Origin of the sequence: Aeromonas bestiarum (assembly GCF_028751155.1) — a bacterium.
Classification (GTDB): Bacteria; Pseudomonadota; Gammaproteobacteria; order Enterobacterales; family Aeromonadaceae; genus Aeromonas; species Aeromonas bestiarum.
Map to the genome: position 1 here is coordinate 817,096 of NZ_CP064746.1, position 26,749 is coordinate 843,844.

At 60.2% G+C, this 26,749-nt stretch carries 26 protein-coding genes, 5 tRNA genes and 1 pseudogene; 17 read left to right on the forward strand and 15 right to left on the reverse strand.

All coding sequences use genetic code 11. The annotated features are described in order from the left end of the window. Positions 1–77: 77 nt before the first annotated feature. On the reverse strand, positions 78–2,231 hold the full coding sequence (gene pta, locus IU367_RS04005) for a phosphate acetyltransferase (protein ID WP_043141774.1): 2,154 nt from the start codon (positions 2,229–2,231) through the stop codon (positions 78–80). Between the two features lie 70 nt (positions 2,232–2,301). Then, a complete protein-coding gene (locus tag IU367_RS04010; RefSeq protein WP_043556015.1) occupies positions 2,302–3,504 on the reverse strand; it encodes an acetate kinase in 1,203 nt (400 codons plus the stop codon). A gap of 302 nt (positions 3,505–3,806) precedes the next feature. Between IU367_RS04010 and yfbV the strand changes: the two genes are divergently transcribed. Continuing rightward, a complete protein-coding gene (gene yfbV / locus IU367_RS04015; RefSeq protein WP_042865674.1) occupies positions 3,807–4,247 on the forward strand; it encodes a terminus macrodomain insulation protein YfbV in 441 nt (146 codons plus the stop codon). A 60-nt stretch (positions 4,248–4,307) separates the two neighbouring features. Here yfbV and IU367_RS04020 read toward each other — a convergent pair whose 3' ends face one another. From IU367_RS04020 to IU367_RS04030, 3 genes are all read right to left on the reverse strand, one after another. Then, complete coding sequence (locus IU367_RS04020; RefSeq protein ID WP_043556017.1) at positions 4,308–4,808, reverse strand: YfbU family protein; 501 nt, start codon at positions 4,806–4,808, stop codon at positions 4,308–4,310. 438 nt (positions 4,809–5,246) lie between these two features. Then, on the reverse strand, positions 5,247–5,711 hold the full coding sequence (gene bcp / locus IU367_RS04025) for a thioredoxin-dependent thiol peroxidase (RefSeq protein WP_241280050.1): 465 nt from the start codon (positions 5,709–5,711) through the stop codon (positions 5,247–5,249). 17 nt (positions 5,712–5,728) lie between these two features. After that, positions 5,729–6,262: a glycine cleavage system transcriptional repressor gene (locus tag IU367_RS04030; RefSeq protein WP_241280049.1), complete on the reverse strand. Its 534-nt coding sequence runs from the start codon at positions 6,260–6,262 to the stop codon at positions 5,729–5,731. A gap of 286 nt (positions 6,263–6,548) precedes the next feature. Here IU367_RS04030 and dapA point away from each other — a divergent pair, with 286 nt between their 5' ends. From dapA to IU367_RS04045, 3 genes are all read left to right on the forward strand, one after another. Further along, complete coding sequence (dapA, locus tag IU367_RS04035) at positions 6,549–7,436, forward strand: 4-hydroxy-tetrahydrodipicolinate synthase (protein ID WP_241280048.1); 888 nt, start codon at positions 6,549–6,551, stop codon at positions 7,434–7,436. Continuing rightward, positions 7,429–8,553 (forward strand): outer membrane protein assembly factor BamC, encoded by a 1,125-nt coding sequence (gene bamC / locus IU367_RS04040; RefSeq protein ID WP_103473022.1) that lies wholly within the window; start codon positions 7,429–7,431, stop codon positions 8,551–8,553. The genes dapA and bamC overlap by 8 nt, the downstream gene beginning before the upstream one ends. Before the next feature lie 142 nt (positions 8,554–8,695). Continuing rightward, positions 8,696–9,799, forward strand: coding sequence for a phosphoribosylaminoimidazolesuccinocarboxamide synthase (locus IU367_RS04045; protein WP_043554624.1), 1,104 nt, complete (start codon positions 8,696–8,698; stop codon positions 9,797–9,799). 125 nt (positions 9,800–9,924) lie between these two features. On the opposite strand, the gene IU367_RS04050 is transcribed toward IU367_RS04045, so the two are convergent. Beyond that, a complete protein-coding gene (locus tag IU367_RS04050; RefSeq protein ID WP_043141788.1) occupies positions 9,925–10,527 on the reverse strand; it encodes a short chain dehydrogenase in 603 nt (200 codons plus the stop codon). Positions 10,528–10,624: 97 nt separating this feature from the next. Here IU367_RS04050 and IU367_RS04055 point away from each other — a divergent pair, with 97 nt between their 5' ends. The 5 genes and pseudogenes from IU367_RS04055 to IU367_RS04075 form a co-directional block, all read left to right on the forward strand. Next, complete coding sequence (locus IU367_RS04055; RefSeq protein WP_241280047.1) at positions 10,625–11,524, forward strand: LysR family transcriptional regulator; 900 nt, start codon at positions 10,625–10,627, stop codon at positions 11,522–11,524. 78 nt (positions 11,525–11,602) lie between these two features. Next, positions 11,603–12,235, forward strand: a complete 633-nt coding sequence (locus tag IU367_RS04060; protein WP_043141793.1) for a DUF2057 domain-containing protein — start codon at positions 11,603–11,605, stop codon at positions 12,233–12,235. A 71-nt stretch (positions 12,236–12,306) separates the two neighbouring features. Beyond that, positions 12,307–12,744, forward strand: a complete 438-nt coding sequence (locus IU367_RS04065) for an HIT domain-containing protein (protein ID WP_241280046.1) — start codon at positions 12,307–12,309, stop codon at positions 12,742–12,744. A 98-nt stretch (positions 12,745–12,842) separates the two neighbouring features. Beyond that, entirely contained in the window at positions 12,843–13,541 is a 699-nt protein-coding gene (locus IU367_RS04070; RefSeq protein ID WP_042865686.1) for a DUF3334 family protein, read from the forward strand. A 287-nt stretch (positions 13,542–13,828) separates the two neighbouring features. Further along, positions 13,829–14,183, forward strand: a pseudogene (locus tag IU367_RS04075) (IS4 family transposase); the annotation flags it as partial. 23 nt (positions 14,184–14,206) lie between these two features. On the opposite strand, the gene IU367_RS04080 reads toward IU367_RS04075, so the two are convergent. Beyond that, positions 14,207–16,180 (reverse strand): sensor domain-containing protein, encoded by a 1,974-nt coding sequence (locus tag IU367_RS04080; RefSeq protein WP_098982566.1) that lies wholly within the window; start codon positions 16,178–16,180, stop codon positions 14,207–14,209. Positions 16,181–16,351: 171 nt separating this feature from the next. On the opposite strand from IU367_RS04080, the gene IU367_RS04085 reads away from it, so the two are divergent. Beyond that, positions 16,352–16,846: a hypothetical protein gene (locus IU367_RS04085; RefSeq protein ID WP_017410927.1), complete on the forward strand. Its 495-nt coding sequence runs from the start codon at positions 16,352–16,354 to the stop codon at positions 16,844–16,846. Between the two features lie 213 nt (positions 16,847–17,059). Here the strand turns inward: IU367_RS04085 and IU367_RS04090 are convergent, their stop codons facing one another. Genes IU367_RS04090 through rsgA form a run of 5 tightly spaced genes read right to left on the reverse strand, consistent with a single transcriptional unit; the run spans position 17,060 to position 19,917 of the window. Further along, positions 17,060–17,458 (reverse strand): hypothetical protein, encoded by a 399-nt coding sequence (locus IU367_RS04090; protein WP_098982569.1) that lies wholly within the window; start codon positions 17,456–17,458, stop codon positions 17,060–17,062. Between the two features lie 2 nt (positions 17,459–17,460). Then, positions 17,461–17,724, reverse strand: coding sequence for a DUF2960 domain-containing protein (locus IU367_RS04095; protein ID WP_005317932.1), 264 nt, complete (start codon positions 17,722–17,724; stop codon positions 17,461–17,463). Beyond that, a complete protein-coding gene (locus IU367_RS04100; RefSeq protein ID WP_274453507.1) occupies positions 17,714–17,983 on the reverse strand; it encodes a VF530 family protein in 270 nt (89 codons plus the stop codon). The genes IU367_RS04095 and IU367_RS04100 overlap by 11 nt, the downstream gene beginning before the upstream one ends. Continuing rightward, entirely contained in the window at positions 17,980–18,852 is an 873-nt protein-coding gene (gene asd / locus IU367_RS04105; RefSeq protein WP_098985053.1) for an archaetidylserine decarboxylase, read from the reverse strand. The genes IU367_RS04100 and asd overlap by 4 nt, the downstream gene beginning before the upstream one ends. Positions 18,853–18,882: 30 nt before the next feature. Beyond that, positions 18,883–19,917, reverse strand: coding sequence for a small ribosomal subunit biogenesis GTPase RsgA (gene rsgA, locus IU367_RS04110; RefSeq protein ID WP_042870911.1), 1,035 nt, complete (start codon positions 19,915–19,917; stop codon positions 18,883–18,885). A 91-nt stretch (positions 19,918–20,008) separates the two neighbouring features. On the opposite strand from rsgA, the gene orn reads away from it, so the two are divergent. The 6 genes from orn to IU367_RS04140 all read left to right on the forward strand — a co-directional run bounded on the left by orn (position 20,009) and on the right by IU367_RS04140 (position 21,244). Further along, entirely contained in the window at positions 20,009–20,554 is a 546-nt protein-coding gene (gene orn, locus IU367_RS04115) for an oligoribonuclease (protein ID WP_241278638.1), read from the forward strand. A gap of 189 nt (positions 20,555–20,743) precedes the next feature. After that, positions 20,744–20,819, forward strand: a tRNA-Gly gene (locus IU367_RS04120). 36 nt (positions 20,820–20,855) lie between these two features. Then, a tRNA-Gly gene (locus IU367_RS04125) sits at positions 20,856–20,931 on the forward strand. 35 nt (positions 20,932–20,966) lie between these two features. After that, positions 20,967–21,042, forward strand: a tRNA-Gly gene (locus tag IU367_RS04130). 25 nt (positions 21,043–21,067) lie between these two features. Beyond that, a tRNA-Gly gene (locus tag IU367_RS04135) sits at positions 21,068–21,143 on the forward strand. Positions 21,144–21,168: 25 nt separating this feature from the next. Further along, a tRNA-Gly gene (locus IU367_RS04140) sits at positions 21,169–21,244 on the forward strand. A gap of 470 nt (positions 21,245–21,714) precedes the next feature. On the opposite strand, the gene IU367_RS04145 is transcribed toward IU367_RS04140, so the two are convergent. The 3 genes from IU367_RS04145 to IU367_RS04155 all read right to left on the reverse strand — a co-directional run bounded on the left by IU367_RS04145 (position 21,715) and on the right by IU367_RS04155 (position 25,054). Then, on the reverse strand, positions 21,715–21,924 hold the full coding sequence (locus tag IU367_RS04145) for a cold-shock protein (RefSeq protein ID WP_005327092.1): 210 nt from the start codon (positions 21,922–21,924) through the stop codon (positions 21,715–21,717). A 271-nt stretch (positions 21,925–22,195) separates the two neighbouring features. Further along, on the reverse strand, positions 22,196–22,852 hold the full coding sequence (locus tag IU367_RS04150; RefSeq protein ID WP_043556257.1) for a LysM-like peptidoglycan-binding domain-containing protein: 657 nt from the start codon (positions 22,850–22,852) through the stop codon (positions 22,196–22,198). A gap of 99 nt (positions 22,853–22,951) precedes the next feature. Continuing rightward, on the reverse strand, positions 22,952–25,054 hold the full coding sequence (locus IU367_RS04155) for a methyl-accepting chemotaxis protein (protein ID WP_241278636.1): 2,103 nt from the start codon (positions 25,052–25,054) through the stop codon (positions 22,952–22,954). Between the two features lie 274 nt (positions 25,055–25,328). Here IU367_RS04155 and gltX point away from each other — a divergent pair, with 274 nt between their 5' ends. Then, the gene (gltX, locus tag IU367_RS04160) at positions 25,329–26,744 is read left to right on the forward strand and encodes a glutamate--tRNA ligase (protein WP_098982580.1); all 1,416 of its coding nucleotides are present in this window, start codon (positions 25,329–25,331) and stop codon (positions 26,742–26,744) included. Positions 26,745–26,749: the final 5 nt, after the last annotated feature.

Genomic DNA, 26,749 nt, shown 5'->3' on the forward strand with positions numbered 1-26,749 from the left:
CGGATCAACATGTCATCCGCCCGCCATAAAAAAACCCGCCTCTCGGCGGGTTTTTCATAGGGTCGGCTGAAGGTCGATTACTCGGCCTGAGCTGCCTGGATACCGGTCAGGGCTATGGTGTAGACGATGTCGTCAACCAGGGCGCCACGGGACAGGTCGTTGACCGGCTTGCGCATGCCTTGCAGCATGGGACCGATGGAGACCAGGTCAGCGGAGCGCTGTACCGCCTTGTAGGTGGTATTGCCGGTGTTCAGGTCCGGGAACACGAACACTGTGGCCTTACCTGCAACCGGTGAGTTCGGTGCCTTGGACTTGGCCACGTTCTCCATGATGGCCGCGTCGTACTGCAGCGGGCCGTCGATGATGAGGTCGGGGCGCTTGGCCTTGGCCAGCTCGGTCGCTTCACGCACTTTCTCTACATCTGCACCGGCGCCAGAGGTACCGGTGGAGTAGGAGATCATGGCGACGCGCGGCTCTATGCCGAAAGCGGCAGCGGAGTCGGCGGACTGGATGGCGATCTCGGCCAGCTGCTCGGCAGTGGGATCCGGGTTGATCGCGCAGTCGCCGTACACCAGCACCTGATCAGGCAGCAGCATAAAGAAGATCGACGAAATCAACGAGGAGCCCGGGGCTGTCTTGATGATCTGCATCGGCGGACGTATGGTGTTGGCGGTGGTGTGTACCGCGCCAGAGACCAGACCGTCCACTTCGCCACGCTCCAGCATCATGGTGCCCAGCACCACGTTGTCTTCCAGCTGTTCGCGGGCAACCACTTCGGTCATGCCCTTGTTCTTGCGCAGCTCGACCAGACGCGGCACATAGCGTTCACGCACTTCCAGCGGATCTATGATCTCGACACGGTCGGTCAGCACCACGCCCTGCTGTTCGGCGACGCGACGGATCTCTTCCGGGTTGCCCAGCAGCACAGGGCGGGCTATGCCACGCTCGGCACAGATGGCGGCAGCCTTGATGGTACGCGGCTCTTCGCCTTCCGGCAGCACGACGCGCTTGTTGGCCTGACGGGCCAGCTCGGTCAGCTGATAACGGAAGGCCGGCGGGCTCAGACGACGGGAACGAGTGGACTTGGCGGAGAGTGACTCGATCCAGTGCTTGTCGATGTGGCCAGCCACATAGTCCTGCACCAGTTCGATACGCTCGCGGTCATCTTCCGGAATGTCGACGTTGAAGTTCTGCAGGCTGACGGCGGTCTGCCAGGTGTTGGTGCCTGTGATCATGATCGGCAGGCCGGTGGCCATGGCCTGTTGGCACAGGGCCAGCACTTGCGGTTCCGGATGGTAGTTGCCGGTCAGCAGCAGGGCACCCAGCTTGACGCCGTTCATGGCGGAGAGGCAGGCGGAGACGATGACGTCGGAACGGTCGCCGGAGGTGACCAGCAGGCTGCCCGGACGGAAGTGCTCAACCATGTTGTGGATGGAACGGGCACAGAAGGTCACGGTCTGCAGGCGACGGCTGTCCAGCTCACCCTTGTGCAGGATCTTGGCGGCCAGGTGCTTGGCGAGATCCTTGGCGCGCGGGGCGATCAGCTGGGTATTCCAGGGGATGCAACCCAGGATGCGCAGCGGGCTCTTGCCGAATACCTGCAGCACTTCCAGATTGTGAGCTGCTTCGGAGGTGTGGTGGTGCGCCTCGAACATCTCGGTCAGGTCGGGGCGGGTCACGCCGTGCTCGTCAACCGGAGCGCCAACCTTGTTGATGACACAACCCACGATACGGGGGTTGCTGACGCCACCGAAGTTGGAGCAGGCCAGCTCGATGCGCTCTTTCAGCTTCTGGCTGGAGTCGTTGCCCGGGTGGGTCACGAACACCATGTCGGCATCCAGCGCCTTGGCGACGTCGTAGTTCAGCTTGTTGGCAAACGGCTGCTTGTCGGTCGGAACCATGCCTTCGATGACCAGCACCTCGGCACCACTCGCCTTCACGTGTTCTTCGAAGCGGGCCACTATCTCTTCCAGCAGGATATCTGTGTTGCTGGAGGTGATCATGTTCTCGGCGTAGGAGAGGGCGAACGGCTCGGGCGGGTTGATGTTGGCAGCGGCGCGGATCACGGCGGTGGAGCGCTCGGTACCGGTTTCACCCGGACGCGGCTGGGCGACCGGTTTGAAGAAGCTGACATTGACACCGTGACGTTCCATGGCGCGGACAACGCCAAGACTCACGGAAGTTACGCCGACACCAGTGCCGACCGGGATAAGCATAATAGTGCGTGCCACTTAATACCCCTTGCTCATTTTTTGGGATCAGGAAAAGGCCGCCCTGGGGCGGCCTTGCTCTACAGCGAAATTATGCGCCGACCAGTTCCAGCGCATCGTGGGCAATGACCCACTCCTCGTTGGTCGGGATAACCAGGGCCTTGGTGGAACCAGCCTTGGTGATCTCGCCACCCTTGCCAAAACGAGCCTTCAGGTTGGCGTCGTGATCGACGTCAAAGCCCAGCAGACCCAGCTTGTTCAGGGTGATTTCACGGATCGGGGCGGAGTTTTCACCGATACCACCGGTGAAGACCACGGCATCCAGACGACCGTCCATGGCGGCGGCGTAGGCGCCGATATACTTGGCCAGGCGATAGCAGTAAACGTCCATGGCACGCTTGGCTTCTTCTTTGCTGTCGTAGTTGTCTTCAACGAAACGGCAGTCGGAAGTGACTTCGGTCAGACCCTGCAGACCGGACTCTTTGGTCAGCATGGTGTTGATATCCGCCACGCTCATGCCCAGTTTGTCGTGCAGGAAGAAGATGATGGCCGGGTCCAGATCGCCGGAGCGGGTACCCATGACCAGGCCTTCCAGCGGGGTCAGACCCATGGAGGTATCAACGGATTTGCCGTTCTTGATGGCACAGACGGAACCGCCGTTGCCTAGGTGGCAGTTGATTATGTTCAGCTCTTCCACCGGCTTGTCCAGCTGCTTGGCTGCTTCCAGGCTGATGTAGTAATGGCTGGTGCCGTGCGCGCCGTAGCGACGGATGCCGTTCTCTTTGTAGAGCTTGTACGGCAGGGCGTACAGGAAGGCTTCTTCCGGCATGGTCTGGTGGAAGGCGGTGTCGAACACGGCCACGTTCTTGTCGGCCAGGGCCGGGAAGATACGACGGGCTTCACGGATACCGATCAGGTGAGCCGGGTTGTGCAGCGGTGCGTACGGTACGGCGGCTTCGATGCCGGCGATCACGTCATCACAGATCACGACGGAGGAGGTGAAGCGCTCACCACCGTGCACAACACGGTGACCGATGGCGATCAGATTCTTGGACAGTTCCGGATTGAGCGGCAGGATCTTGTTGACGATGTAGTCCAGCGCTTCCTGGTGAGCGGCACCTGCGCCCAGATCGGCACTGCCTTTCTCGCCATTCAGTTTCCACTTGATGCGGGCGTCGTCGAGGTTGAAACACTCGGCCAGGCCGGACAACAGGTCATCACCGGTGGTTGCGTCAATGACAGCAAACTTCAGGGACGAGCTGCCACAGTTAAGTACAAGAACCAGCTTACTCATGAATAAATCCTATCGCAGATTGGGTTGTGTAGGAGGATGCGTTGGACGCGTTGCGTCCAAAAACTTTCAACTTATCCTTATGAGGGTTGGCAATCTGTTGCTTGCCCCTTGTATAGTGATACAAGACCCGAAATCCAGACGTCCCTGACAGCGCAACGGCAGGCCGTTGGCGCAAAAATTGGGCGTACAAAGGATAACCCGATTGTTGAAAAATAACAAAGTCATCCTCAACCTTTGTTATTGCACATCAAATATAGTCGAGGTTTTGCCGTTAATACGTTCAAAAAAAGCTCGGAGGTAGCATGAGCATGAACATTTTTGGAACTAAATTACAGCAAGGCCGTCATTATATGACCCTTTGGCCCCGCCGTCCCGAGCTTAATTCCATGTTTCCCGAGAACCGGGTGATCAAGGCCACCGAATTCGCCCTCAAGATCATCCCGGCGCTGGCGGTGCTCAGCGTCATGCTGCAGTTCCAGCTTGGTGAGCTGCACTACTGGCCTTCGGTCATGGCCTCTGTGCTGTTTCTGCTCAGCTTGCCGCTGCAAGGTTACTACTGGCTCGGTCAGCGCGCCGATACCCGCCTGCCTCCTTCCCTTGCCAGCTGGTATCGCGAGATCAACGGCAAGATGAACGAGCAGGGCGGACATCGCCAACTGGTGGCCCAGCCCCGTTACGAAGAGCTGGCCGATACCCTCAATGCCGCCTTCAAGCAGCTGGACAAATCCTTTCTCTACGAATAGACGAACAAGGTTTTCCAATCAAACAAAGGCGCCCAGAGGCGCCTTTTCCATCCATGGCGATCAGGCCGCCAATACCTTGCGGATCTCCTGGATGGAGAGCTTGTACTGACGGGGGCACTGGCGCCATACGGTCAGCATGCGCTGGTACTTGTCACGCATGGCGATATCGCTGGAGAGCTCGTCACACGGGCACTTGAGTTCGGGGAAGCGTTTGTCCACTTCCAGCAGGAAGCAGACGTAGTCGGCCAGCTCCCGCTCCTGGCTGCGGCTGTAGCCGTTGAACTCCAGCCGGCTGGCGTTGATTTCACCCTGATCGGCGCCATCCAGGTTGCCCCAGGAGATGGCCAGTGCATGGTGCAGCTCCAGAGTGTCAATCACCTCCTGGCAGGTGGCCAGATCCAGATGACCGAAGCTCTTCTCCAGTTCGAGGATCTGCAGGCAGTAGCCGCGCGCTATGATGGTGCTGGCCCGCTGGTAAGACGCCGCTTTCTCCGGATTGAGTTTGGCCAGGATCTCGTACTGGTTGCTCAGGATCAGGCGTTCGGTGTGGCTCATGTTCATGGGCTTTTCTCACTGGAAAATGAAACTGGGGTCACGTTAACCCATATCTCAGATGAATTTTTTGATCTGGCAGGGGAGGTTGGCGAGAAAGCCGGGTCGGGAACTCAAAATGGCTCTGCGACGGGTGAATTAATGGTAGCGGCTGCGTACTTGTGTTTCGGCCTGAGCTGGCAACAGTGTGGGTGTCATCTGGGTTGCACCAACTGACATGCCAAAGTCCCCGAGTACAGGAGCATGCACGACTATTACAACCATGACTCAGTCACCGTGACCACAGGCTCTGGCCGATGGGGCAAGGGAAAGGCCGGCCGAGATGACTCCCCGCCGGGATGCGCTGGCTGATGCCATCATCACGCAGCGAGACTGGCGAACGAGATAAGCGAAGGGCCTGCAGTTGCAGGCCCTTTTTGTATTGGGTGTTTTTCAGGCCGGGCGGGTTCAACCCTTGATGAGGTCGAGCACCACCTGATGGTGGTCGCTGGTCTTGAACTTGTCGAAGCGGTGGGCGACCTTGCCCTCTTCATCGATGAGGAAGCTCAGCCGGTGAATGCCGTCATACTCCTTGCCCATGAACTTCTTCGGGCCCCAGACGCCAAAGGCATCGGCCACCGCGTGATCTTCATCGGCCAGCAGGCGGAAGTTGAGGCTGTCGCGCTCCTCGAACTTCTTCAGGCGCTTGGCCGGATCCGGGCTGATGCCAAGCACCACCACGTTGAGGGCTGCCAGCTCGCCATTGACGTCACGCAGACCGCAGGCCTGCGTGGTACAGCCCGGGGTCATCGCCTTGGGGTAGAAATAGATGAGCACCTTCTTGCCGCGCAGATCGGCAAGACGAACCGGGTTGCCGTCCTGATCGGGCAGGGAAAAGTCGGGGGCCTGGGTACCAGCCTGTAGTGGTTGCATGGGGTCTCCGAACGCCGTCAGGCGTGTTTGTTGTTGACGATGAATTCGAACGATTCTGCGCCCAGTTCGCGACAGAATCCGGCGAAGGCCGTTTCCGAGCCGGCGGTCTCTCCCTGCTTGGCCAGATTGAGCTGAAAGCTCGCCTTGAGCAGGTTGAAGGGTTGCTGTTCCAGGGTCATGGTCTGCATGGCCTGGATGTCCCAGCCGTGGTCGCTGAAGAACTGGGTGCACTGGCTTACGATGCCGGGCTGGTCGCGGATCAGGATCTCGGCGTTGGCGCTGATGTCGTACTGCAGTGAGTGGTGGCGCTCGGTGCGTTTCATCATGGTGATGAGATCCCACTCCTGACTGCGCAGGGGCAGGCTTATCTCGAGTTGCATCAGGCTGTTCCAGTCCCCGGACAGCAGCATGATGAAGGTGAATTCATTACCGAAGATACCAAGACGGCTGTCGACAATGTTGCAACCACAGCCACTGACGTGGCGGGTGACCTCATTGACTATGCCAGGCCTGTCCGTGCCTATGGCCGTTACGACCAGGTAGTGAGTCATAAATCTTCTCTCGTCCATTAGCTTGTTGCGAATGTGAGCGCAGTGGGCGCCGCCCTGACCGGGTGGCCGGCCTTGGGCCATTCCCTGCGCTGTTACATGGCAACCTTGTAAGAATGCCGTGGCCGCGAGCCTTGTCTCGGGTCGAGAAGACCCGGGATTGGCGCAGGCCGTCGCGCTCGCGCACCGCTTTTTGTGCAGAATGGTATCACGGCTTGCCCCCTGCCTCCCTTGTTTTTCCAAGGGGGCAGCTTTACCATAACGCCCCTGAAAATCGGGAGAAATATCCATGTTACGCGGTAGTATCGTTGCCCTCGTTACCCCCATGCTGGCTTCAGGCGAAGTCGATTGGACCAGTCTGGCCGCCTTGGTCGATTATCATGTCAGCGCAGGCACCACCGCCATAGTTGCGGTTGGCACCACGGGGGAATCGGTGACCCTGAGCGAGCAGGAGCACATTGCCGTCGTGGAAAAAACCGTGGAACTGGCCGCCGGACGCATTCCCGTCATCGCCGGTTGCGGCTCCAACAATACCGCCCATGCCATCGCCCTGGCCAAACGATTCGCCGAAACGGGCGTGGTGGCGGGTCTCTCGGTTACCCCTTATTACAACAAACCCACCCAAGAAGGTCTCTATCGTCACTATTGTGCGATCGCCGAGGCTAGTGGTCTGCCCCAAATTCTTTATAATGTGCCCGGTCGCACCTGTTGCGATCTCAAACCGGAGACGGTAGCCCGACTGGCCAAGGTGCCCGGCATCATAGGTCTGAAAGAGGCCACCGGGGATCTGAGCCGTACTCCGCTGCTGCGTGAGCTGTGCGGAGCGGAATTCGCGCTTTATAGTGGCGATGATGCCAGTGGATGTGATTTTATGCTGCAAGGTGGCGATGGAGTCATTTCGGTCACCACCAATATTGCAGCGGCCCAGATGGCCGACATGTGTCGTGCAGCGCTGGCCGGTGATGCCGGTCTGGCCCATGACATCAACAATCGATTGATGCCGTTGCATCAGACTCTGTTCTGCGAACCGAGTCCCATCCCGGTGAAGTGGGCCTGTGCCCGACTGGGATTGATGGCGACGGCGACCTTGCGTCTGCCGCTCACCGACCTCACCCCCGAGGGCGAACAAGCGATGACGCGAGCACTGACCACTGCGGAGTTGATGGCGAGTGTTTAAAGCAAATGGAAAGGGAAATGCAGTGCGCCTGGTGCTGAGTGTGGCGACCGTTGCCGTGCTGGCAGCCTGTAGCTCACCCCAAGAGCGCAAGATGGCCAACCGTGGTTTCGAGTACGAGGATGCCCGCCTTGAAGGCCGCGCGTTCCTGGTGCCGGCCGGGTTGAGTACCCCCGCCTTTAACAGCAGCTTCGACATCCCGGCGCTGCCCGAGAGCAGCCGCGAAGGTGCCCTCGGCGCCAAGATTGACGTGCGCCCGCCCGCTCAGCTGCTGACCGTGGTACCGGGCAGCCAGGTGGTGCCCAATGCCAGCGAGCCAACAGTGGCCTTCTATGCCCTGAGCACCTCCCAGAGCGTGGAGCGCGATACCTGGGCCTTCCTGATGAACTTCCTGGCCCAGTACAAGGTGACCACAGAGAAGCTGGATCAGCAGGCCGGCGTGTTGCAGACCGGCTGGTTTGACAACACCAAGGCCCTCGATGGCTGGAGCGAAGAGGATGACGACTTCAACATCCGTCAGCGTTACCAGTTCACCCTGCGCAACGATGTCCAGCGTCACGCGGTCAACATGTCGGTGCGGGTGCTGGATCACGAAGAGACCATAGACGGCGAGACCAGCACTGTGCTGACGCCGGCCGATGCCCAGCGCTACGCCACCCGCGCCCTGAACCAGTTCTCCCTCTATTACGACAAGCAGCTCAAGTCCCGCGAACAGCACAAGGCCAACGATGGCATGGGGCTGGAGCTGGGGCTGGACAACAACGAGCTGAGTGCCTGGATTGCCGACGGTTCCTTTGATCAGGTGTGGCGTCGCCTCAACCAGGTGCTGCCTGGCTATGGCTTCACCATCAAGGATACCCAGCAGTCTCTGGGCTGGATCGACGTCGAGTACGACGAGCCGGGCAGCGACTTCTGGAAGGCCAAGGGCAGCGAGCCGTTCAAACTGGAAGAGGACAAGTATCGCTTCCAGCTTGGCGAGATGGCTGGGGGCAAGACCTCCATCACACTGTTCGACAAGGATAAGAAGCCAGTGTCGTCCGGTGTCATCTCCCAGATGTACATCAGCCTGTCCGAGGCATTCGCCAAGGGCCTGGCTGACCAGGCAGCAAAAACAGAATAGAAACAGGGGCCTAGTGCCCCTGTTTTGTTAGGTTAATCCCCCTGTAAATACAGGGTCTGATGCGCTTGATATGTTAACCCCCAGAAACAGGGGCCCTGTGCTCCTGTTTTATTCCTCCCACAAACAGGAAGTGTTATTAGCCATGAGTCTTGCAGATCAAGTATTGGCGGTGAATGACGATTTGCCGATCCGTACCGATAAACCTGTCCATTCCGGCAAAGTGCGCAGCGTCTACTGGTTGACCCCCGCAGACAGTGCCCGGCTCATCAAGGAGAAAGGCTATGATGTGCCAGCCGATGCGCCGCTTGCCCTCATGGTGATCAGCGACCGCATCTCTGCCTTCGACTGCATCTGGCAAGGTGTGGACGGGCTGAACGGTGTACCTGGCAAGGGGGCGGCACTCAACGCCATCTCCAGCCACTGGTTCAAGCTGTTCAAGGAGAAGGGACTGGCCGACAGCCACATCCTGGATATCCCGCACCCCTTCGTCTGGATCGTGCAAAAAGCCCGCCCCGTGATGATCGAGGCGATCGCCCGCCAGTACATCACAGGCTCCATGTGGCGTGCCTACAAGGATGGCGAACGCGAGTTCTGCGGCATCACCCTGCCGGAAGGCCTGAAAAAGGATCAGAAGCTGCCGGAAATCCTCATCACTCCCTCCACCAAGGGTGTGCTGACAGGGCTGGATGGCGTGCCTGAGGCCGATGACGTCAACGTCTCCCGCGCCGATATAGAGCGCCACTACCAGGGCTTTAACTTCAGCAAGCTGGCCGATATCGACCGCTACGAAGTGCTGCTCAAGGAAGGCTTCAACGTCATCAGTGACGCCCTGGCCGAGCTGGATCAGATCTTCGTCGATACCAAGTTCGAGTTTGGCTATGTCCAGGACGCGGCCGGCAATGAGAAGCTCATCTATATGGATGAAGTGGGTACCCCCGACAGCTCCCGCATCTGGGATGGCGCCGCCCTGCGCGACGGCCAGATCGTCGAGAAGTCCAAAGAGGGTTTCCGCCAGTGGCTGCTGAACCACTTCCCGGATCCGGATATCCTGCTCAACAAGCACCGCATGCCGGAACGCTTCGCCCTGGCCCGTGACAACAAGTTGCCGACCGAGGTGATGATGGATATCTCCAACACCTATGTGGGGATCGCCGAGAAGATCATCGGTCAGCCGCTGGTGCGCAGTGCCAATCCCAAGCAGGAGATCATTGAGGTGCTGCGGGAACAGTACGGTCTGATCGACTAAGGATCGCCGCTTTTTTTGTCGCCGGGAAACAAACGTTTGCCGGTGGCGAAAGGAACAGCCGACAAACAGACGGGCCCCAGTGCGGGGCCCGTTTTTATTGGTTTTTCAACGGTGTTGGCAAGGCGTCAGCCATTGACTTTGAACACCTGGCCGGTCTGCACGCCGAGCACGGATTTCTGGTAGGCTTGGGCCACCCGGGCGGCTGGCACTGGTACGAAGCCCGGGAAGAAGGCGGCGTATTTGTCCATCGATTCGGTCAGCACGGTCGGGCTCACCACGTTGATGCGCAGCCCCTTGGGCAGTTCGCAGGCTGCCGCCTTGACGAAGTGCTCTATGGCGCCGTTGATGGTGGTCGCACTGGCCCCCCAGTTGATGGGCTCCTCGCTCAGAATGCCGCTGATCAGGGTGATGGAACCCTTGTCATTCAGGTGGGGGATGGCGGCACGGGTCAGATTGATCTGGCCCATCAGCTTGCTCTCGATCCCCACTTGCCACTGCTCGTCCGTCATTTCGGTCAGGCCATTGAAGGCCACGCTGCCGCTGGCCACCACCAGTGCATCGAACGTCCCCAGTTTGGCAAACAGCGCCTTGATGGAGGCGGGGTCACGCATGTCGACAGTGGCATCGCCGCGACTGTGACCGACCCGGATCACCTGGTGGTCTTTGGCAAGCAACTCACTGACGGCCGAGCCGACGGTGCCGGAGGCACCCACAATCACAATCTTCATCTGTTTCACTCCTGGTTGGGATGTGTTGATTCTAGCGCGATAAAAAGAGAGAAAAAGCGCGTAAAATAAACGCATTGTTTCCATATTGGAGCTAATGATGGATATCTCCCATCTGACCAGTTTTTACGAGGTGGTGCAGCGGGGCAGTTTTTCCGCCGCCGCCGATGCCCTGGGGGTGAGCAAGGGGATGCTGAGCCGCCATGTCAGCGCTCTGGAAGCTGCCCTCAATGCCCAGCTGTTGCAGCGCACCACCCGCCGCCTCAGCCTGACCGAGGCGGGCAAGACCCTCTACTTGCAGGCGGGGCAGATCTTCGCACTGGCCCGCCAGGCGGAGCAGGACATACAAGCGCTGACCGAGGAGGACAGTGGCCGGCTGCGCTTCACCTGCCCGGTCAGCACGGGGGATCGCATGGTGAGCGAGCTGCTTGGCCGCTTTGCCGAGCTCTGTCCCGGGGTGCAGGTCGAGCTCAACTTTACCAACGCCATGGTCGACATGAGCCAGGGGGAGCACGACATAGCCCTGCGCGCCATGAGCAGCATACCCGACAACCTGGTGGCGCTGCCGCTCGGTCAGCTCAAGGATGTGGTGGTGGCCAGTCCCGTCCTGCTGGCGCGGGAAGGCCTCCCCGCCACGCCCTATGAACTGAGCGGCCGCCCCTGCCTGTTGCAGGGCCACAACCCGGCCTGGGAGCAGTGGCACTTTCGCAAGGGAGAGGAGGAGGCTCACATTCTGGTGCAGGGCAAGGTGCGGGCCAATCACTACAGTACCGTACTGCAACTGGCCCGCGCGGGCATGGGGTACGCCAAATGCCCGCTGATGCTGGTGGAGCCCTGGCTGGCGAGCGGCGAGCTGGTGGCTGTGCTGGATCAGTGGCAGACAGGTCTGCACCCGCTGCACGTGCTGCATGCCCAGCAGCGGCGGGTTCCGCGCAAGATCCGGCTGTTCAAGCAGGTGCTGGCCCAGTGGTTTGCCGAGCGGCCCCACTACCTGTTGTGAGGGCTCTGCGCCGTTATTTTTCTGTCATCTTCGGCTGTTACCCTGCGCCCATCACAGCGATCAGGAAGATGAGCGAGCATGAAGGGTTATCAGGGTTGGGTTGGATTGACGCTGCTGTGCGCGGCGACGGGCATGAGTACGGCGCAGGCCGAGGTCGAGGTGGCGGTGCCAACGGATTTCCAGATCCTGGCGGTGAGCAGTGGCAAGTTGCAGGATGAGCAGCACGCCACCCTGGCGGACGGAGAGCAGCAACTGCTGGTGCGCTATGAGGGGGTGATCCCGAGCCGCAATAGCAGCGAAAACGATCGGCAGGTGCGATCCGAGCCGCAGGTGCTGCGCTATCAGGCCAGCCAACAGCGCCTGCAACTGGTGGCCAGCGTACCGGCTACCGAAAAGGGGATGCAGCTTTATGCCAGGGCCCCCGTGGTGGCGTTGCAGGCGGATGGCCGGGCGCTCTCCATCCAGCAGGATGCGCTGGTGACCAGCGGCATGCTGCTCGGCATGGACTGGCGTGCCCGGCTCGATGAGTACAATCGCGGCGCCGGTAAGGCGGCGCTGACGACAGCCGCCGTGGCCACCACTGCAACCGCAGGCGCCACGGCTCCCGCCTTGGCTACCCGCGAGCTGGAAGGGCAGTTGCAGCAGCTGTTCCTCAAAGCGGATCCCGAGCTTCGCAAGCGCTTCATCGGCTGGGCCGTGCCGCGACTTTAAGTTTGCGGCCCGTTGCAGTAACGTGGGGGCTCTCTTCGTGCATTGCGCCCACCTTATCCAACGAGGTCTTCATGTTTGAATTGCACACTCGCCTGCAGGCGGATACCCAGTTGCTCGGGGATCTGCCGCTTTGTCGTGTCCTGCTTGCCAAAGACAGCCAGTATCCCTGGCTCATCCTGGTGCCACGGGTCGCCAACTTGCGGGAGATTCACCATCTGGCGCCCGCGCAGCAGCAACAGCTGATGCAGGAGTCCTGCGCCCTGGCCACCCTGATGGAGCAGGCGCTGCAGCCGGACAAGATCAACGTGGCGGCGCTCGGCAATCTGGTGCCGCAACTGCATCTGCATCATGTCGCCCGTTTTACCACGGATCGGGCATGGCCAGGTCCCATCTGGGGAGCTCATCCCTCCTTGCCTCATGACGAGGCCAGCTTGCAGCAGGAGGCCGCCAGCTGGCGTCTCAAGCTCGGCCATCTGGCCGGTTTCATTCCGCTTGCCGCTGATAATTGAGTCAAGTGAGAGGCGGCTCGCTATTTCGAAGCCCAAGCCGCGCTATCTGTTAGAGTTATGGTATAGATAAGCCCATTTTCGATGTTCAGGAAGGTCCCATGATAGTGACAAGAGCCGACAACGATGCCGTATTGACCACAGAGGATGTGCTGCTGAGTCTGTGTCATTCGGTTACGGACGTATTGAGTGCGGCGACCCAGAGTCAGGTGCGTTTCTCCGGCATGGTGCAGCGGATCAGCAAGACCTGCCTCAAGCCGGATATCGGCTGTTTCGTGCTGTTTGATGGCGGCTTCTCCGGCCTGGTGGTGATCAACTTCTCCGCCTCTGCGGCCATGGAGCTCTATGAGAGCTACATGCTCAGCATGGGCCTCTCCAAGGAAGATCTCGCCATCTCCCACACCTCGGACGAGGTGAGCAACGTCATGGGCGAGCTGATGAACCAGATAGTCGGCAGCTTCACCGTCAAGGTTGGCCGGGATCTGCAGACTCACATCACCCAGAACCAGCCGAAGATGCTGGCGCTGAACAAGCAGGTGATGCTGAGCGTCGATACCAACCTCGACAACCCGGAAGCGCGCCGGGTCACCTTCTTCACCGCTCGCAACAACATCTTCTATCTGGAGCTGGCGATGGACAGGACAGAGTTCATCCGCATTCACAACGATGGCATGGATGAGGAGGAGCTGGATCCGGATGCCCTGATCGCCCAGACCAAGCTGGCGGCCGCCAAGCCGGCCCCGGTGGCCGCGCCGGTCGCCAATGAGCATGACGACTTGCTCGACTCGCTCGGTATCTGACGTCAGCCCACGCTGAAGATGCCAAGGCCACCCATGGGGTGGCCTTGTTGTTTGTTGCCGGGGAAGGGCTTAGAAGTTGTAGAGCAGGCCGGTACTGACGCGGCTGGACTGGCTTGTAGTGGTCAACTAAATCCGGACACACAGTTACGCCGGTTAGCTTGAACTCGGCAGTGAATGAGCGACGTAATCTTGTCATTGAACACCTCTGGTCATGGTGGCGACTGTACCACCTAAAATGGTGTCCGGGATGATTAGACCACTACAAGTAAACCGCCGGTGCCTGGTGACGAGAGCGCTATCTCCAGAACCAGTGGCAAGGTTTGCAAGTTTTCGTCATCAATGGTGCTCTGCTCAGAACGCAGGATATTTCTGAGCTCAAAGCCCATTTCGGCTCGGGTAACACCGTAACTGACCAGTAGACCCCCGATCCGATGTGGCGCTGATCACGTTGATGAATATCCGCTCGCATGTGCTAGCCAATGCGGCCATCACCCCTTATCACAAGGGGGAATCGCTCTGGTCAGCGATTTCATCACATCGCGGGCTGACGATTTGTTGACCCTACTGGATAAAGGGTTCTTTAGTACCGACCTGTTGCTGCGCATCCAATATGGAAGAGTTAACCGCCAAATGTGCATGCCAGTTTATAGCTAACCAGCTGGCGGTCAGGCGCCGGGCAACCGGTAGCTGCGGGCAAACTCGTCGGGGGGCAGGGGGCGGCTGAACAGGTAGCCCTGCAGCCGATCGCAACCGGCCTGCACCAGCCAGGCCTGCTGTTCTGGGGTTTCGACCCCTTCGGCCGTGATCCTGATCCCCAGCTCGTGGCCCAGACCTATGACGGAGCGCACTATGGCGGTGGTCGCCTGGTTGGTGGCCAGCCCTTGGGTGAAGCTGCGGTCCAGCTTGAGGGTGGCTACCTGCAGCCTCGGCAGGTAGGCGAGCGAGCAGTAACCCGTGCCGAAGTCATCGATGGCGAGCTGGAATCCCGCTTCGATCAGGTTGGCCAGGTTGCTCTCGATCTCGTCGGCGTTCTCCATCAGCACGCCTTCGGTGATCTCCAGCTCCAGTTGCCAGGGGGCCAGGCCGTGGCGCTCGATGCAGGCGAAGATCTGCGGGCAGAGCTCGGGGTCGCGAAATTGCAGCGGCGACAGGTTGATGGAGAGCACCAGATCCGGCGCCGCCGCCTGCCAGCGCGCCAGCTGGGCGCAGCCCTGCTCCAGCATGCGCTGGCCAAGCTGGCCGATGAGCCCCAGCTCCTCCGCCAGCGGGATGAACTCATCCGGCGAGATCATGCCGAGCTCGGGGTGAGGCCAGCGGCAGAGCAGCTCGGCCCCGTGCAGCTGATTGTTGCGGGTGCTGATGATGGGCTGATAGACGGCGGTGAGCTGACCCGACTTGATGGCCAGCGGCAACTGGGCCGCGATCAGCTGACGGCGCTTGAGTTTGGCGTCGAGTTCGGGATCGAACAGGGTGCAGTGCTGCTGCTGACGCTTGCCCTGGGCCAGCGCGGCCTCGGCATGGCTCAGCAGCCGCTCCGCATCGTTGGCCTTGCCGTGGGCTATGCCGAGGAACACCGGGATCTGGATCCTGTGCTCCTCGACCTGATAGGGCACCATCAGCTCCCCTTGCAGGCGGCGGCTCCAGTCGGCCAGCGGTTCGGTCAGCTCGGGCAGCAGCATGGCGAAGTCGTCGGCGGCGACCCGGCACACCAGCGACTGGGGTGGCGCCAGCTGTTGCAGGCGGCGGGCCACCTGACTCAGCAGGCGATCGGCCACCCGGATGCCGAAGCGGTCGTTGATCTCGCGAAAGTGTTGCAGATCGACCAGCAGCAGGCTGGCCTTGCGGGCGCCGAGATGGCGGCTGGTCTGCAGAAAGTGGGAGAGTTTGAGCAGGCCGGTCAGGCTGTCGTAGTGCTGCTCCTGCTGCAGCTGGGCCTGGGTGGTACGCAGCCCTGTGATGTCGCGGCTCAACGTCAGGATGCCGAGGGAGTTGCCCTCGTCGTCCGGCACATCGACCCGGGTGACCTCCAGGTAGCGGCCCTGGCCGCTGGCATCCACCAGACAGTATTCACCGCGCCCCATCGGCAGCTCGGTGGAGAGGCGGTGAGCTACCCGCTGGCCGAGCGCCTCGCTCGCCACCATGCCCATGAAGTCGAGAAAGGCCTGATTGCAGTCGATGAGCAGGCCCTGATGATCCTCCAGCCGGATGGGATCCGGGATGGCGTCCAGCAGGCGGCGCTGCAGCAGCTGTTGCTGGCGGAAGGTCTGCTCCAGCTCCTTGCGCTGACCAATCTCGTTGACCATGCCGAACAGGGCGACCGGCTTGCCCTGCTCGTCATAGAGCGGGATCTTGTGGATCTCCATCCAGCTGGTGGCATCGCCGCTGTGGCAGTGCAACTGCTGATAGAGCAGGGGCTTGCCATCCGTCAGCAGCTGCTGATCCTCTTCCCGAAAGATGTCGCCCCACGGCATGTCCGCGTCCGTCTTGCCGATGAGATCCGCCGGTTGCAACAGCCCCGCCTGCTCCGTAAAGACCCGGTTGGCAAACAGGTAGCGTCCGGCCGTATCCCGGCAGAAGATATTCATGGGTAACTGATCGATGATCTGCTGCAGCAGAGTCAGGGTGAGCAAGGAATTCACGCAGACACTCACGGGGGAAATTTCGAGCAAATCTATGATAGCAGGCTGGTTTTGTAAAGCTTGGGTTAAGGCTGATGCATTTCTGTCGATCTCTGCTGACAGTCTGTGTCGCTGACGCCATAATAGCCGCCGGTTGGCCTATGGCCGGATTATATGGATGAGAGAAGCAGCATGAAAAAGATTGTGGGAGTAGCACTGGCCCTGTTGATGGCCGGTTGTGCCAGCGACAACAATGGCGGCGAGCAGTACCGCTATACCCCGCCGGTTGCCAAGGCGACCAACAACACCCAGGAGATGCAGATCCCGGTGGATCTGGTGTGGGCCCGCGCCGAGAAGTGGTTTGGCGATCACGGCCTCAACATCGAGAACAGCCAGCGTGGCTCAGGTCTGATGACCGCCAACGTCGAGAACTCGGCCGATGGCCTGGAGTGGCTGGATTGCGGCACCATGGGTTCCAAAGTGGCGTTGGGCAACCCCAATCTGCAGATCAACCTGATCATCACCCAGAGCGGCAACAACAGCGTGGCGACCGTCAACGTCAAGGGCAACACCCAGCTCTACTTCGTCGAATCCTCCGGCGAGCGCGTGCTGGCACCCTCCATCACCCCGGTCTGCGTCTCTCGCGGCAGCTTGGAACAGAGCCTGTTCTCTACTCTGGGCAACTGATCCGCCTCCGTCAGCCGCCCGCTTGCCTGGCGGCTCGCACCAAACACCCCGTTGCCTGCAACGGGGTGTTTGTTTTTGGGGCCGCGTGCCGCAAGGCGGGGAATGCCGCCATCCGCTTATCCTGGCGGCCACTCCCGCATGCCAGCATGGTGCGGCCAGCCATAAAAAAACGCCCCGGCAGGAACCGGGGCGCTTGATGGCATGGGCTGGCAATCAGAGGGCGCTGTCGCCGTGAAACAGTGCCTGCTCGCCGGATTTGAGCAGATAACCCTTCCAGGGGAAGAGCTGATAGGCGCCGCCCTGCCAGGACCAGTTGCCCTCGTCTCCTTGCCGGGTCAGGCGGGTCTGCTCACCGCTTGGCAGGGTCAGTTCGGCCTGGCTCTGGTCGGCGTTGAACAGCACGAAGGCGCTGCCGGTTTCATTCGCCTCGAGGGATTGCAGCCGCACCGCCTGCTCGAACAGACGCACGCACTGGTTGGTCAGCGCTGACCATTGATAACCGGCGCTGGCACGACAGCCGTGGATATCCTGATCATTGCCGACCATATGCTGGGTCGGGGTACTGCAAGCCGCCAGCAGCAGGGAGGCGGCCATCAGAGTCAGAGTGCGCATGCTTACTCCTGCTTGTCTTCGAGATTGTCCCGTTCGATGACGATGTTGGAGAAACCCAGCTCCTTGAAGTAGTTCTCCTGGTAATCCTTCACGCTCTTCTTGTCACGGCGGCAGACCTGCGCCAGCTGGGCCTCCATGGCGTGGAAGCTGGAAAGATCCAGCCCTTCGGCGGCGGCAATGGCGTCGTAGATGCTGCGGAACTTGTCGTTCGCATAGCCGAGCTCTTTGGTCTGTTTCTTGTAGGTGTAGGTGATCTTAAACGCCATCTGGCCCTTCCTTCTTCGATTTGGCTTGCTTGCGCTGGACATAGATATAGAGGCTTTCGACCTTCTCCCGGGCCCAGGGAGTCTTGCGCAAGAACTTCAGACTGGACTTGATGCTGGGATCGTCGGTGAAGCAGCGGATGTTGATCTGCTGTCCCAGCTCTTCCCAGCCATAGTGCTCGACCAGGGTGGTGACGATCGCCTCCAGGGTCAGTCCGTGCAGCGGGTTCTTTGGTTGCGAGGCGCCTGGCTGCTCACTCATGCCTTGGCCGCCAAGGTGGCAAAGGGTTGACCCATGCGGGTGGTGATGCCGTTGGCCAGATGCGGCTCGAAGCCAGCCAGCATGCCGGGTCCAAACAGGCAGACGACTGTACTGCCGAGCTTGAACAGGCCCATCTCGGCCCCTTTTTGCAGTGTGATGGCCTCATCGCCGCTGTAATCCCAGCGCACCACTTCCTTCTGCTTGGTCGGCGCTATATTGCCGGCCCAGATGGTCTCGATACTCGCGACTATAGTGGCACCAACCAGCACCAGCGCCATGGGACCATGGGGGGTGCGGAAGGTGGCGACCACCCGTTCGTTGCGGGCGAACAGGTTCGGTACCTTCTCGGCGGTGAGCGGGTTGACGGAGAAGAGATCCCCCGGCACGAACACCATGCTCTCCAGCACGCCGTCCAGCGGCATGTGGATGCGGTGGTAATCCTTGGGTGCCAGATAGATGGTGGCAAAGTCGCCATCCTTGAACGGCGCCACCAGATCCTCATAGCCACCCAGCAGTTCACGGGCGCTGTAGTCGTGGCCCTTGGCCTGGATGATGCGACCCTGATGGATGGGGCCGAGCTGGCTGACGGTGCCGTCCACCGGCAGGGCCAGAGTCATGGCATCCTCTACCAGCGGACGTATCCCCGGCTTGAGCTCACGGGTAAAGAACTGGTTGAAGCTCTTGTAGTGGGCCGGACTCTCGTGCAGCGCCTCGCTCATGTCGACGCCGTACTGCTTGATAAACGCCTCTATCACCTTGGTGGTGAGGTTGCCGGCTTCGGCAGCTGCCAGCTTGCCCACCAGACGGGAGAGGGCGTGTTTGGGCAGGCAGTATTGACCGGCAATTTTCAGGTTGTCAGTGATGCTCATGATCTTCATCGAAATAATAAGTTGAATGGGTCACAGCCGGGCCTGTTGCCGGCCGTGGCGGGCTTCCTGCATGGTTTCCAGGATGCGGTGATAGTTGTGGAAGCGATCGGCGCTGATGTCGCCACGGTCGACCGCCGCACGCAGGGCACAGCCAGGATCGTCCTTGTGGGTGCAGTCGCGGAATCGGCAACCACCCAGGTAGTCGCGGAACTCGATAAAGCACCAGGTGATGCGATCGGCCTCCAGATGCCAGAGGGCGAACTCGCGGATCCCGGGGGAATCGATCAGATCGCCGCCGCTCGGGAAGTGATAGAGCCGCGCCGTGGTGGTGGTGTGCGTACCGAGTCCCGAGTTTTCGGAGATCTCGCCGGTGAGCACATCCAGCCCCGGCATCAAGGCGTTGGTGAGCGACGATTTGCCCACCCCGGACTGGCCGACGAAGATGCTGATCTTGCCTTCGAACTGGGCCTTGAGCTCATCCAGCCCTTCGCCGCTCTCGCAGCTGACCAGGATCACCTGGTAGCCCAGCTTGCGATAGGGGTCGAGCTGGCTATCGATGCGGGCACGGGCCGCGGCATCGAGCATGTCGACCTTGTTCAGCACTATGAGCGGCTGGATCTCCACATCCTCGGCGGCCACCAGATAGCGGTCGACGATGTTGGTGGAGAACTCCGGCATCACCGCCGAGACGATGATGATCTGGTCTATGTTGGCGGCGATGGGTTTGACCCCGTCGTAGAAGTCCGGCCGGGTCAACACAGAGTGGCGCGGATGCACCGCCTCTATGACCCCTGCGGTCGCGGCATTGAGGCCGGGACGCCAGACTACCTTGTCGCCGCACACCAGGCTGCTGATGCTGCTGCGACGCAGGTTGCTGCGGTGTATGGTGCCATCGACGGCTTCCACATCCGCATGCTGACCGAAGCGGCTTATCACTACCCCTTCGATAGCCGGGCCAAACAGGGTGTCATCCACGACAGTAGTGTGATCTTTTTGCAGCCGCCGCTCGCGGTTGGCCTGGACGCGCCTTTGTTGACCCAGATTGAGTTTTGCTTTCTTTGCCACTCGATTCGCCAGTTTATGAACAGATCCAAAGCCAGTATGATACATGCAAATTGGCAAAATTCCGCCATTCCTCCCAATAGAGAGAGCAATCATGACAGTCAGCGCGCAGAACCTGGTATGGATCGACATGGAGATGACGGGTCTGGACCCCGAAGAGAACGTGGTACTGGAGATCGCCACCATAGTCACCGACAAGGATCTGAACGTGCTGGCCGAAGGGCCTGTCATCGCCATCCACCAGAGCGATGAAGAGCTGGCCAAGATGGACGACTGGAACGTCAACACCCATACCAAGAGCGGGCTGGTGGCCCGGGTCAAGGCGAGTCAGCACGACGACGCCCGCGCCGTGGCCGAGACGCTCGCGTTCATCCGCCAGTGGGTGCCGGAGCGTACCAGCCCGCTGTGCGGCAACAGCATAGGCCAGGATCGCCGCTTCATGGTCAAGCACATGGGCGAGCTGGAAGCCTTCTTCCATTACCGCAACGTCGACGTCAGCACCATCAAGGAGCTGGTACGTCGCTGGCAGCCCGAACTGCTGGATCAGTTCAGCAAGAGTGGCTCCCATCAGGCGCTGGACGACATCCGCGAATCCATCGCCGAGTTGCGCTTCTATCGCAGCCATGTCTTCAAGATCTGAGTGCCAGGCAAGGAGTTGCCATCGATCGGTTGCTAAAATCGACAGTTCGGCCAGCTTTTGAGCGAACGCGCGCAACCAGACGAAAAAGCCCTTGCAATTGGAAAGACTGCTCTTATAATTCGGCTCCCGTGCAGTAGCGCAAGCAACCAAATTCTGCACGATTTGTTTTGATGCCATTTTATGGTGTGTGCGGGAATAGCTCAGTTGGTAGAGCACGACCTTGCCAAGGTCGGGGTCGCGAGTTCGAGTCTCGTTTCCCGCTCCAAAATGTGATGATGAAACTGGTTCAATCCAGCCCGATGCGGGAATAGCTCAGTTGGTAGAGCACGACCTTGCCAAGGTCGGGGTCGCGAGTTCGAGTCTCGTTTCCCGCTCCAATCATCTTCACCAGCGCAAAACGACCATTTATGTTGCGGGAATAGCTCAGTTGGTAGAGCACGACCTTGCCAAGGTCGGGGTCGCGAGTTCGAGTCTCGTTTCCCGCTCCAAACATTTGCAATGTGACATCCTGTTGCGGGAATAGCTCAGTTGGTAGAGCACGACCTTGCCAAGGTCGGGGTCGCGAGTTCGAGTCTCGTTTCCCGCTCCAACACATTTGCAAGTGACATCCTGTTGCGGGAATAGCTCAGTTGGTAGAGCACGACCTTGCCAAGGTCGGGGTCGCGAGTTCGAGTCTCGTTTCCCGCTCCAATTTCTCTTCGAAGTTCACGAATCCAATATTTCAATACACTCATTGCCACATCCAGTTGGCAGAGCATGATCCACGCCTTGCCAAGGCTGGGGTCGCGAGTTCGAGTCTCGTTTCCCGCTCCAATTTCTCTTCGTAGTTGCATTCTTTCCTTTTGATCCCTCCCCGTATCGCGCTGCGATGCATTCGCATATCCGCTATTTGGCGCGTTTCTCTTGGTCTGCTCGGCGTCCAGCGTCTCGGGCCTGCTCACATATCATCATGCTCACATGCCTCACCTGTGGGCAGCATCTGCAGTCATGCGCTGGCGATAGGCGTCAGCCGTGGTGGATGAGCAGCAGTAAAGGAGAGGCGAAACAAGGCGGCCAGGCAAGGCGGGCGAGACTCGATAACCGGTAGCGCTGTGGGACGGGGAATGACAGACAAAAAAATAGGAGGAGCAAGTCTCCTCCTACAGGCTCACTGGCGTGGCTTAGAGCAGGGTAACGTTCTCAGCCTGAGGGCCTTTTTTGCCCTGGGTCACAGTGAACTGGACTTTTTGACCTTCAGCCAGGGTTTTGAAGCCTGTGCTCTGGATGGAGGAGAAGTGAACGAAAACGTCCGGTCCCTGGGATTGCTCGATAAAGCCAAAACCCTTGGTCTCATTGAACCATTTTACTTGGCCGGTGCGAATGTCAGACATGTGGTAAGTCCTATCTATAACAAAATGAAACTAAGCCTTGTTGGGCAGCATTTGCCTAGAAATCAGGGGTTGCAGCATGACTGACCACGTCAATTTGTCCCAGTAGCATGTAGAACAATCCCTGTCTAAAGCACAAACGATTGTACGTGAGCGCGATCCCTTGTCAATTTGGCGCTTTTCATTTTTTGAGCAAGCTAAAAATATTGTGAAGTCAGCGGCTTATTTCATGGCGTCAGGTCAAAAAAACGGGAGGCCATGGCCTCCCGTTTCATCACTCCTTGAGGGCGAACCCTTCGCCCTGTCGGTCATAGCGGTAGATGGCCTGACCGTAGGAGCGGATCTCGACCCGCTGGATGCGGCGATTGTCATCGATCAGGATGAACACCGACTTGCCCGATTGCAGCCGGGTCAGCGGGCGATCAGGCCCTTCGATGGCGATCAGCCGGCTGAGCTCGGCCCCCGGCAGCTCGAACTTGCGCCAGATGGAGTAGAGGGTCTCGCCGGCCTGCACGTCGTGCTGCAGCCAGGTGCCGTCCACTTTCTCTTCGACCGGCTTGGCGGCGGTCGAACTGCCATTGCCGGCCGTCAGGGCCTGGGCGGGCACGGCGAGGGGGACCTCGAGCGAGCCGGACGGGGCGACTTTCGGGGCAGCAGGCGCGGGCTCCCAGGCCAGCAACAGCAGCCAGATGGGCACCAGGACCAGCAGGCCTATGGTGTGTTTGCGGGGCAGCGGGCTGGTCAGCTTGAATTTGCCTGCTTTGGCCTCCTGGCCGCGCTGGCCAAGGCCACGCATCCCCTGGCCTATGCGCTGGCGCAGGGGCAGGGTAGCGGCATTGATACGATGGAGCAGGGATCCTTGTGATTCGTCTTGTCGACGCTGCTGGGCTCGTCTGTTATGGCCACGTGGGCGACGGTCCGGGGTGGGCACGGCATTTACCTCTCACTACATTGCCTGCCATCAGGCAAATTCCTTGCCTATGGTAAACGGACTCGCCCCCGAGGGGGAGAGTCCGCGAGAGGAAAATTATCAGCTGAGACGAAATTGTCCCAGTAATTGCTGTAAACGCTCGGCCGCCTGACGCAATGCCTGGCTGGCTTTGGCCGTTTCGGTCGCATCCTGAGCGATGTCGTTGGCCAGTGCGTTGGTTTTTGACAGATTGCCGGACACCGTCTCGGAAACCGAGCTCTGCTCCTCGGCGGCGGAGGCTATCTGGTAGGTCATGTCGTTGATGGTGGAGATGGCCTTGTAGATGCTGCCCAGCGCCTCTTCCGCCAGATCCGCCTCACCCACCGCCTGGTGGGTCAGCTGCTGGCTCTGCTGGATGGCGTTGACCGCGTTGGTCGAGCTGTGACGGATCTTCTCGATCAGCTCCTGGGTGTTCTGCACCGCCTGCTGGGTGTTGCCCGCCAGCTTGCGCACCTCGTCGGCCACCACCGCAAAGCCGCGGCCCTGCTCACCGGCGCGGGCCGCCTCGATGGCGGCGTTGAGCGCCAGCAGGTTGGTCTGATCGGCTATGCCCTGGATCACGGTCAGTATGCTGGTGATCTGCTCGCTGTCGTGGGCCAGCCCCTCGACCACTTCGGCCCCCTTGCCGGCCTCGGCCGCCACCTTGTGCATCGACTGGATCACCTGCTGGAAGCGTACCTTGCCCTGATCCGCCGCCCCCTGTGCCTGCTTGGCCGAGTCGGCTGTGTTGTTGGCGTGGGTGGCCACCTCCTGGCTGACATAGGACATCTCCTGCACCGCGGTCAGCATCTGCTCCATCTCCGCCTGGTGATGCTGCAGGTTGGTGTCGGTCTGGCCGGCGATGCGGTCGGTATCGCCGGCGTGGCGATTCACCTCGCTGGCGGTTTTCAGCACATCCCCCAGCAACACCTGCAACTTGTCGATGAAGCGGTTGATGCCCTTGGCGAGATCCCCCAGCTCGTCGACTGAGCGGGTGGTGAGGCGCTTGGTGAGATCTCCCTCGCCATCGGCGATATCATCCACCAGGCTGACCATCTGGCGGATAGGGCCCGTGATGCTGCGGGCTATCACCAGCATGGTGGCCAGCGCCAGTACCAGCACTATGAGGGCGCCCACCAGTTGCTGGGTCATGGCGGCCCGGTTCATGTCGCTCAGCTGGCTCTCCAGCTGGTCGGCGCCTGCCAGCACCACCTTGTAGGGCAGGGTGACTATGATGGCCCAGTTGCGGCTCATGCCCGGCACCATGATGGGTACAGAGATACGAAACGACTCGTCCAGCTCCTGGCGCTGCACTTCCGGTTTCAGATACTGCTGCCACTGGTTGCCGAGCAGCTTGTCGGCCCGGCTGCCCAGCAGGCTGGCATCGCCGCTGGTGCCGGTGATGACGCCGGCGGCGCTGACGATCAGGGTCTCGCCCTTGCCGTCATAGATGTTGCTGTTGAGGGACTGGGCCTGCCGGCTGATGGAATCCACCGCCAGATCCAGCGCGGCGACGCCCTTGAACTGACCCGCCACCATGATGGGGGTGGTGATGGTGCTCACCAGCACCTGCTGGCCGTTGATGTCCACCTTGAAGGGATCGATGAGACAGGAGCGCCCCTCCCGTTTCGGGCAGGCGTAGTAGTCGTTGGCCGGATTGCCAAATTCGTCGGCATCGCTCTTCTCGATGGAGAGCAGCAGGTCTGTGCCTATCTGATCCTTGTCACGGTAGAAGTAGGGGACGAAGCGGCCCTGGCTGTCGCTGCCCAGCGCCGTCTGACCGGCGAAGGCGGCGTCCTGGCCGTCGAAGCCGTTCGGCTCGAAGCCGGCGAAGGCGCCATACAGTTGCGGTTCCAGGTTGAGCTGTGCCTTGAGCAGATCCGTGGCCTGCTGGCGATCCAGCGGCAGCTTGCCCTCCTGTTGCAGGGCGAGGGCACTGGCCATCTGCTGGGTATAGGAGAGTCCCTTTTGCAGCAACTGGGTGATGGTGGCGGCCTCGGCGCGCGCATTGGCACTGACCTTCTGCCAGGCCTCCTGCTGCAGGGCAGCACGGCTGGAACTGATGGTCAGCTGTTGGGTCTGTTGACCGGAATACTGGTTGAGCAGGATCAATATGACCAGGGCTGTGGTCATGGCGATCCCGGCCATCACCAGAATGCGATTCTGGATAGAACGGAACTGCATCGTCTCTTCCTTGTTTCGTGAGAAGTAGTGTGAGAGTTATTTGAATATCGGCCGGAGGAGGCAGCTCTCCAACACTTCCCATAGCAAATCGGAAATGGCGCTTCTGTTTTGCGATCCCCCTCAAATATCAGGTGCCAAGCGGTCGCCCGGCCAATTTAACCCCCTACTTTAGCGCGCCGCCGCCTCATGGTTTTCCCATCCGGGATTCTGAGTGCTAAAATGCGACGGTTTTTTCTAACGAATTGGCCCAAGGCCCTCTACACAAGGCTTAAAGATGAAAGTCAAAACCCGTTTTGCTCCCAGCCCGACCGGCTTTTTGCATGTCGGCGGTGCCCGTACCGCACTCTATTCCTGGTTGTTTGCAAAGAGCCAGGGCGGTGAGTTCGTGCTGCGTATTGAGGATACCGACCTGGAACGTTCCACTCAGGAGGCGATCGACGCCATCATTGAGGGCATGGAATGGCTGGAGCTGAACTGGGATGAGGGCCCCTACTACCAGACCAAGCGTTTCGATCGCTACAACGGCATCATCGACGAGATGCTGGCCGATGGCCGCGCCTACAAGTGCTATTGCTCCCGTGAGCGCCTGGACGCGCTGCGCGAAGGCCAGATGGCCAGCGGCGAGAAGCCCCGCTATGACGGCAAGTGCCGTGATGCGGCCCACGATCACCCGGCCGATGCGCCGCACGTCATTCGCTTCCGCAACCCGACCGAAGGTTCCGTCGTATTCGATGACCACGTCCGTGGCCGCATCGAGTTTGCCAACACAGAGCTGGACGATCTCATCATCCGCCGTACCGATGGTGCGCCGACCTACAACTTCTGCGTGGTGGTCGATGACTGGGACATGGAGATCACCCACGTGGTGCGTGGCGAAGACCACATCAACAACACCCCGCGTCAGATCAACATCTACAAGGCCCTGAACGCGCCTGTGCCTGAGTTTGCCCACGTCTCCATGATCCTGGGCGACGACGGTGCCAAGCTGTCCAAGCGCCACGGCGCCGTCTCAGTGATGCAGTACCGCGATGACGGCTACCTGCCGGAAGCCCTGCTGAACTATCTGGTGCGTCTGGGCTGGTCCCACGGCGATCAGGAGATCTTCACCCTGGACGAGATGATCAAGCTGTTCAGCCTGGATGCCATCTCCAAGTCCGCCTCCGCCTTCAACACCGACAAGCTGTTGTGGCTGAACAACCACTACATGCGCAGCCTGGATCCGGCTTATGTGGCCAAGCACCTGGCCTGGCACATGGCGAACCAGCAGATAGACACCAGCAAGGGCCCGGCCCTGGCCGAGGTCGTCACTTTGCTGGCCGAGCGCTGCAATACCCTGGTGGAGATGGCCGCCCAGAGCCGCTATCTGTTCGAAGAGTACGAGGCCATCGACGAAGCGGCCGCCAAGAAGCACCTGCGCGGTGTGGCTGCCGAGCCGCTGACCCTGGCCAAGGCCAAGCTGGCGGCGCTGGAAACTTGGACCACAGAGGCGCTGCACGAGCTGATCGAAGCGACCGCCGCCGAGCTGGGTCAGGGCATGGGCAAGGTCGGCATGCCGCTGCGCGTCGCCGTCACCGGGCTGGGCCAGTCCCCTGGCATCGACGCCGTGATGGCGCTGGTGGGCAAGGAGCGGGTACTCGCCCGCATCGACCGCGCTTTGGCGTATATCGAAGCACGCATGGCCGCCGAGTAAGCTTG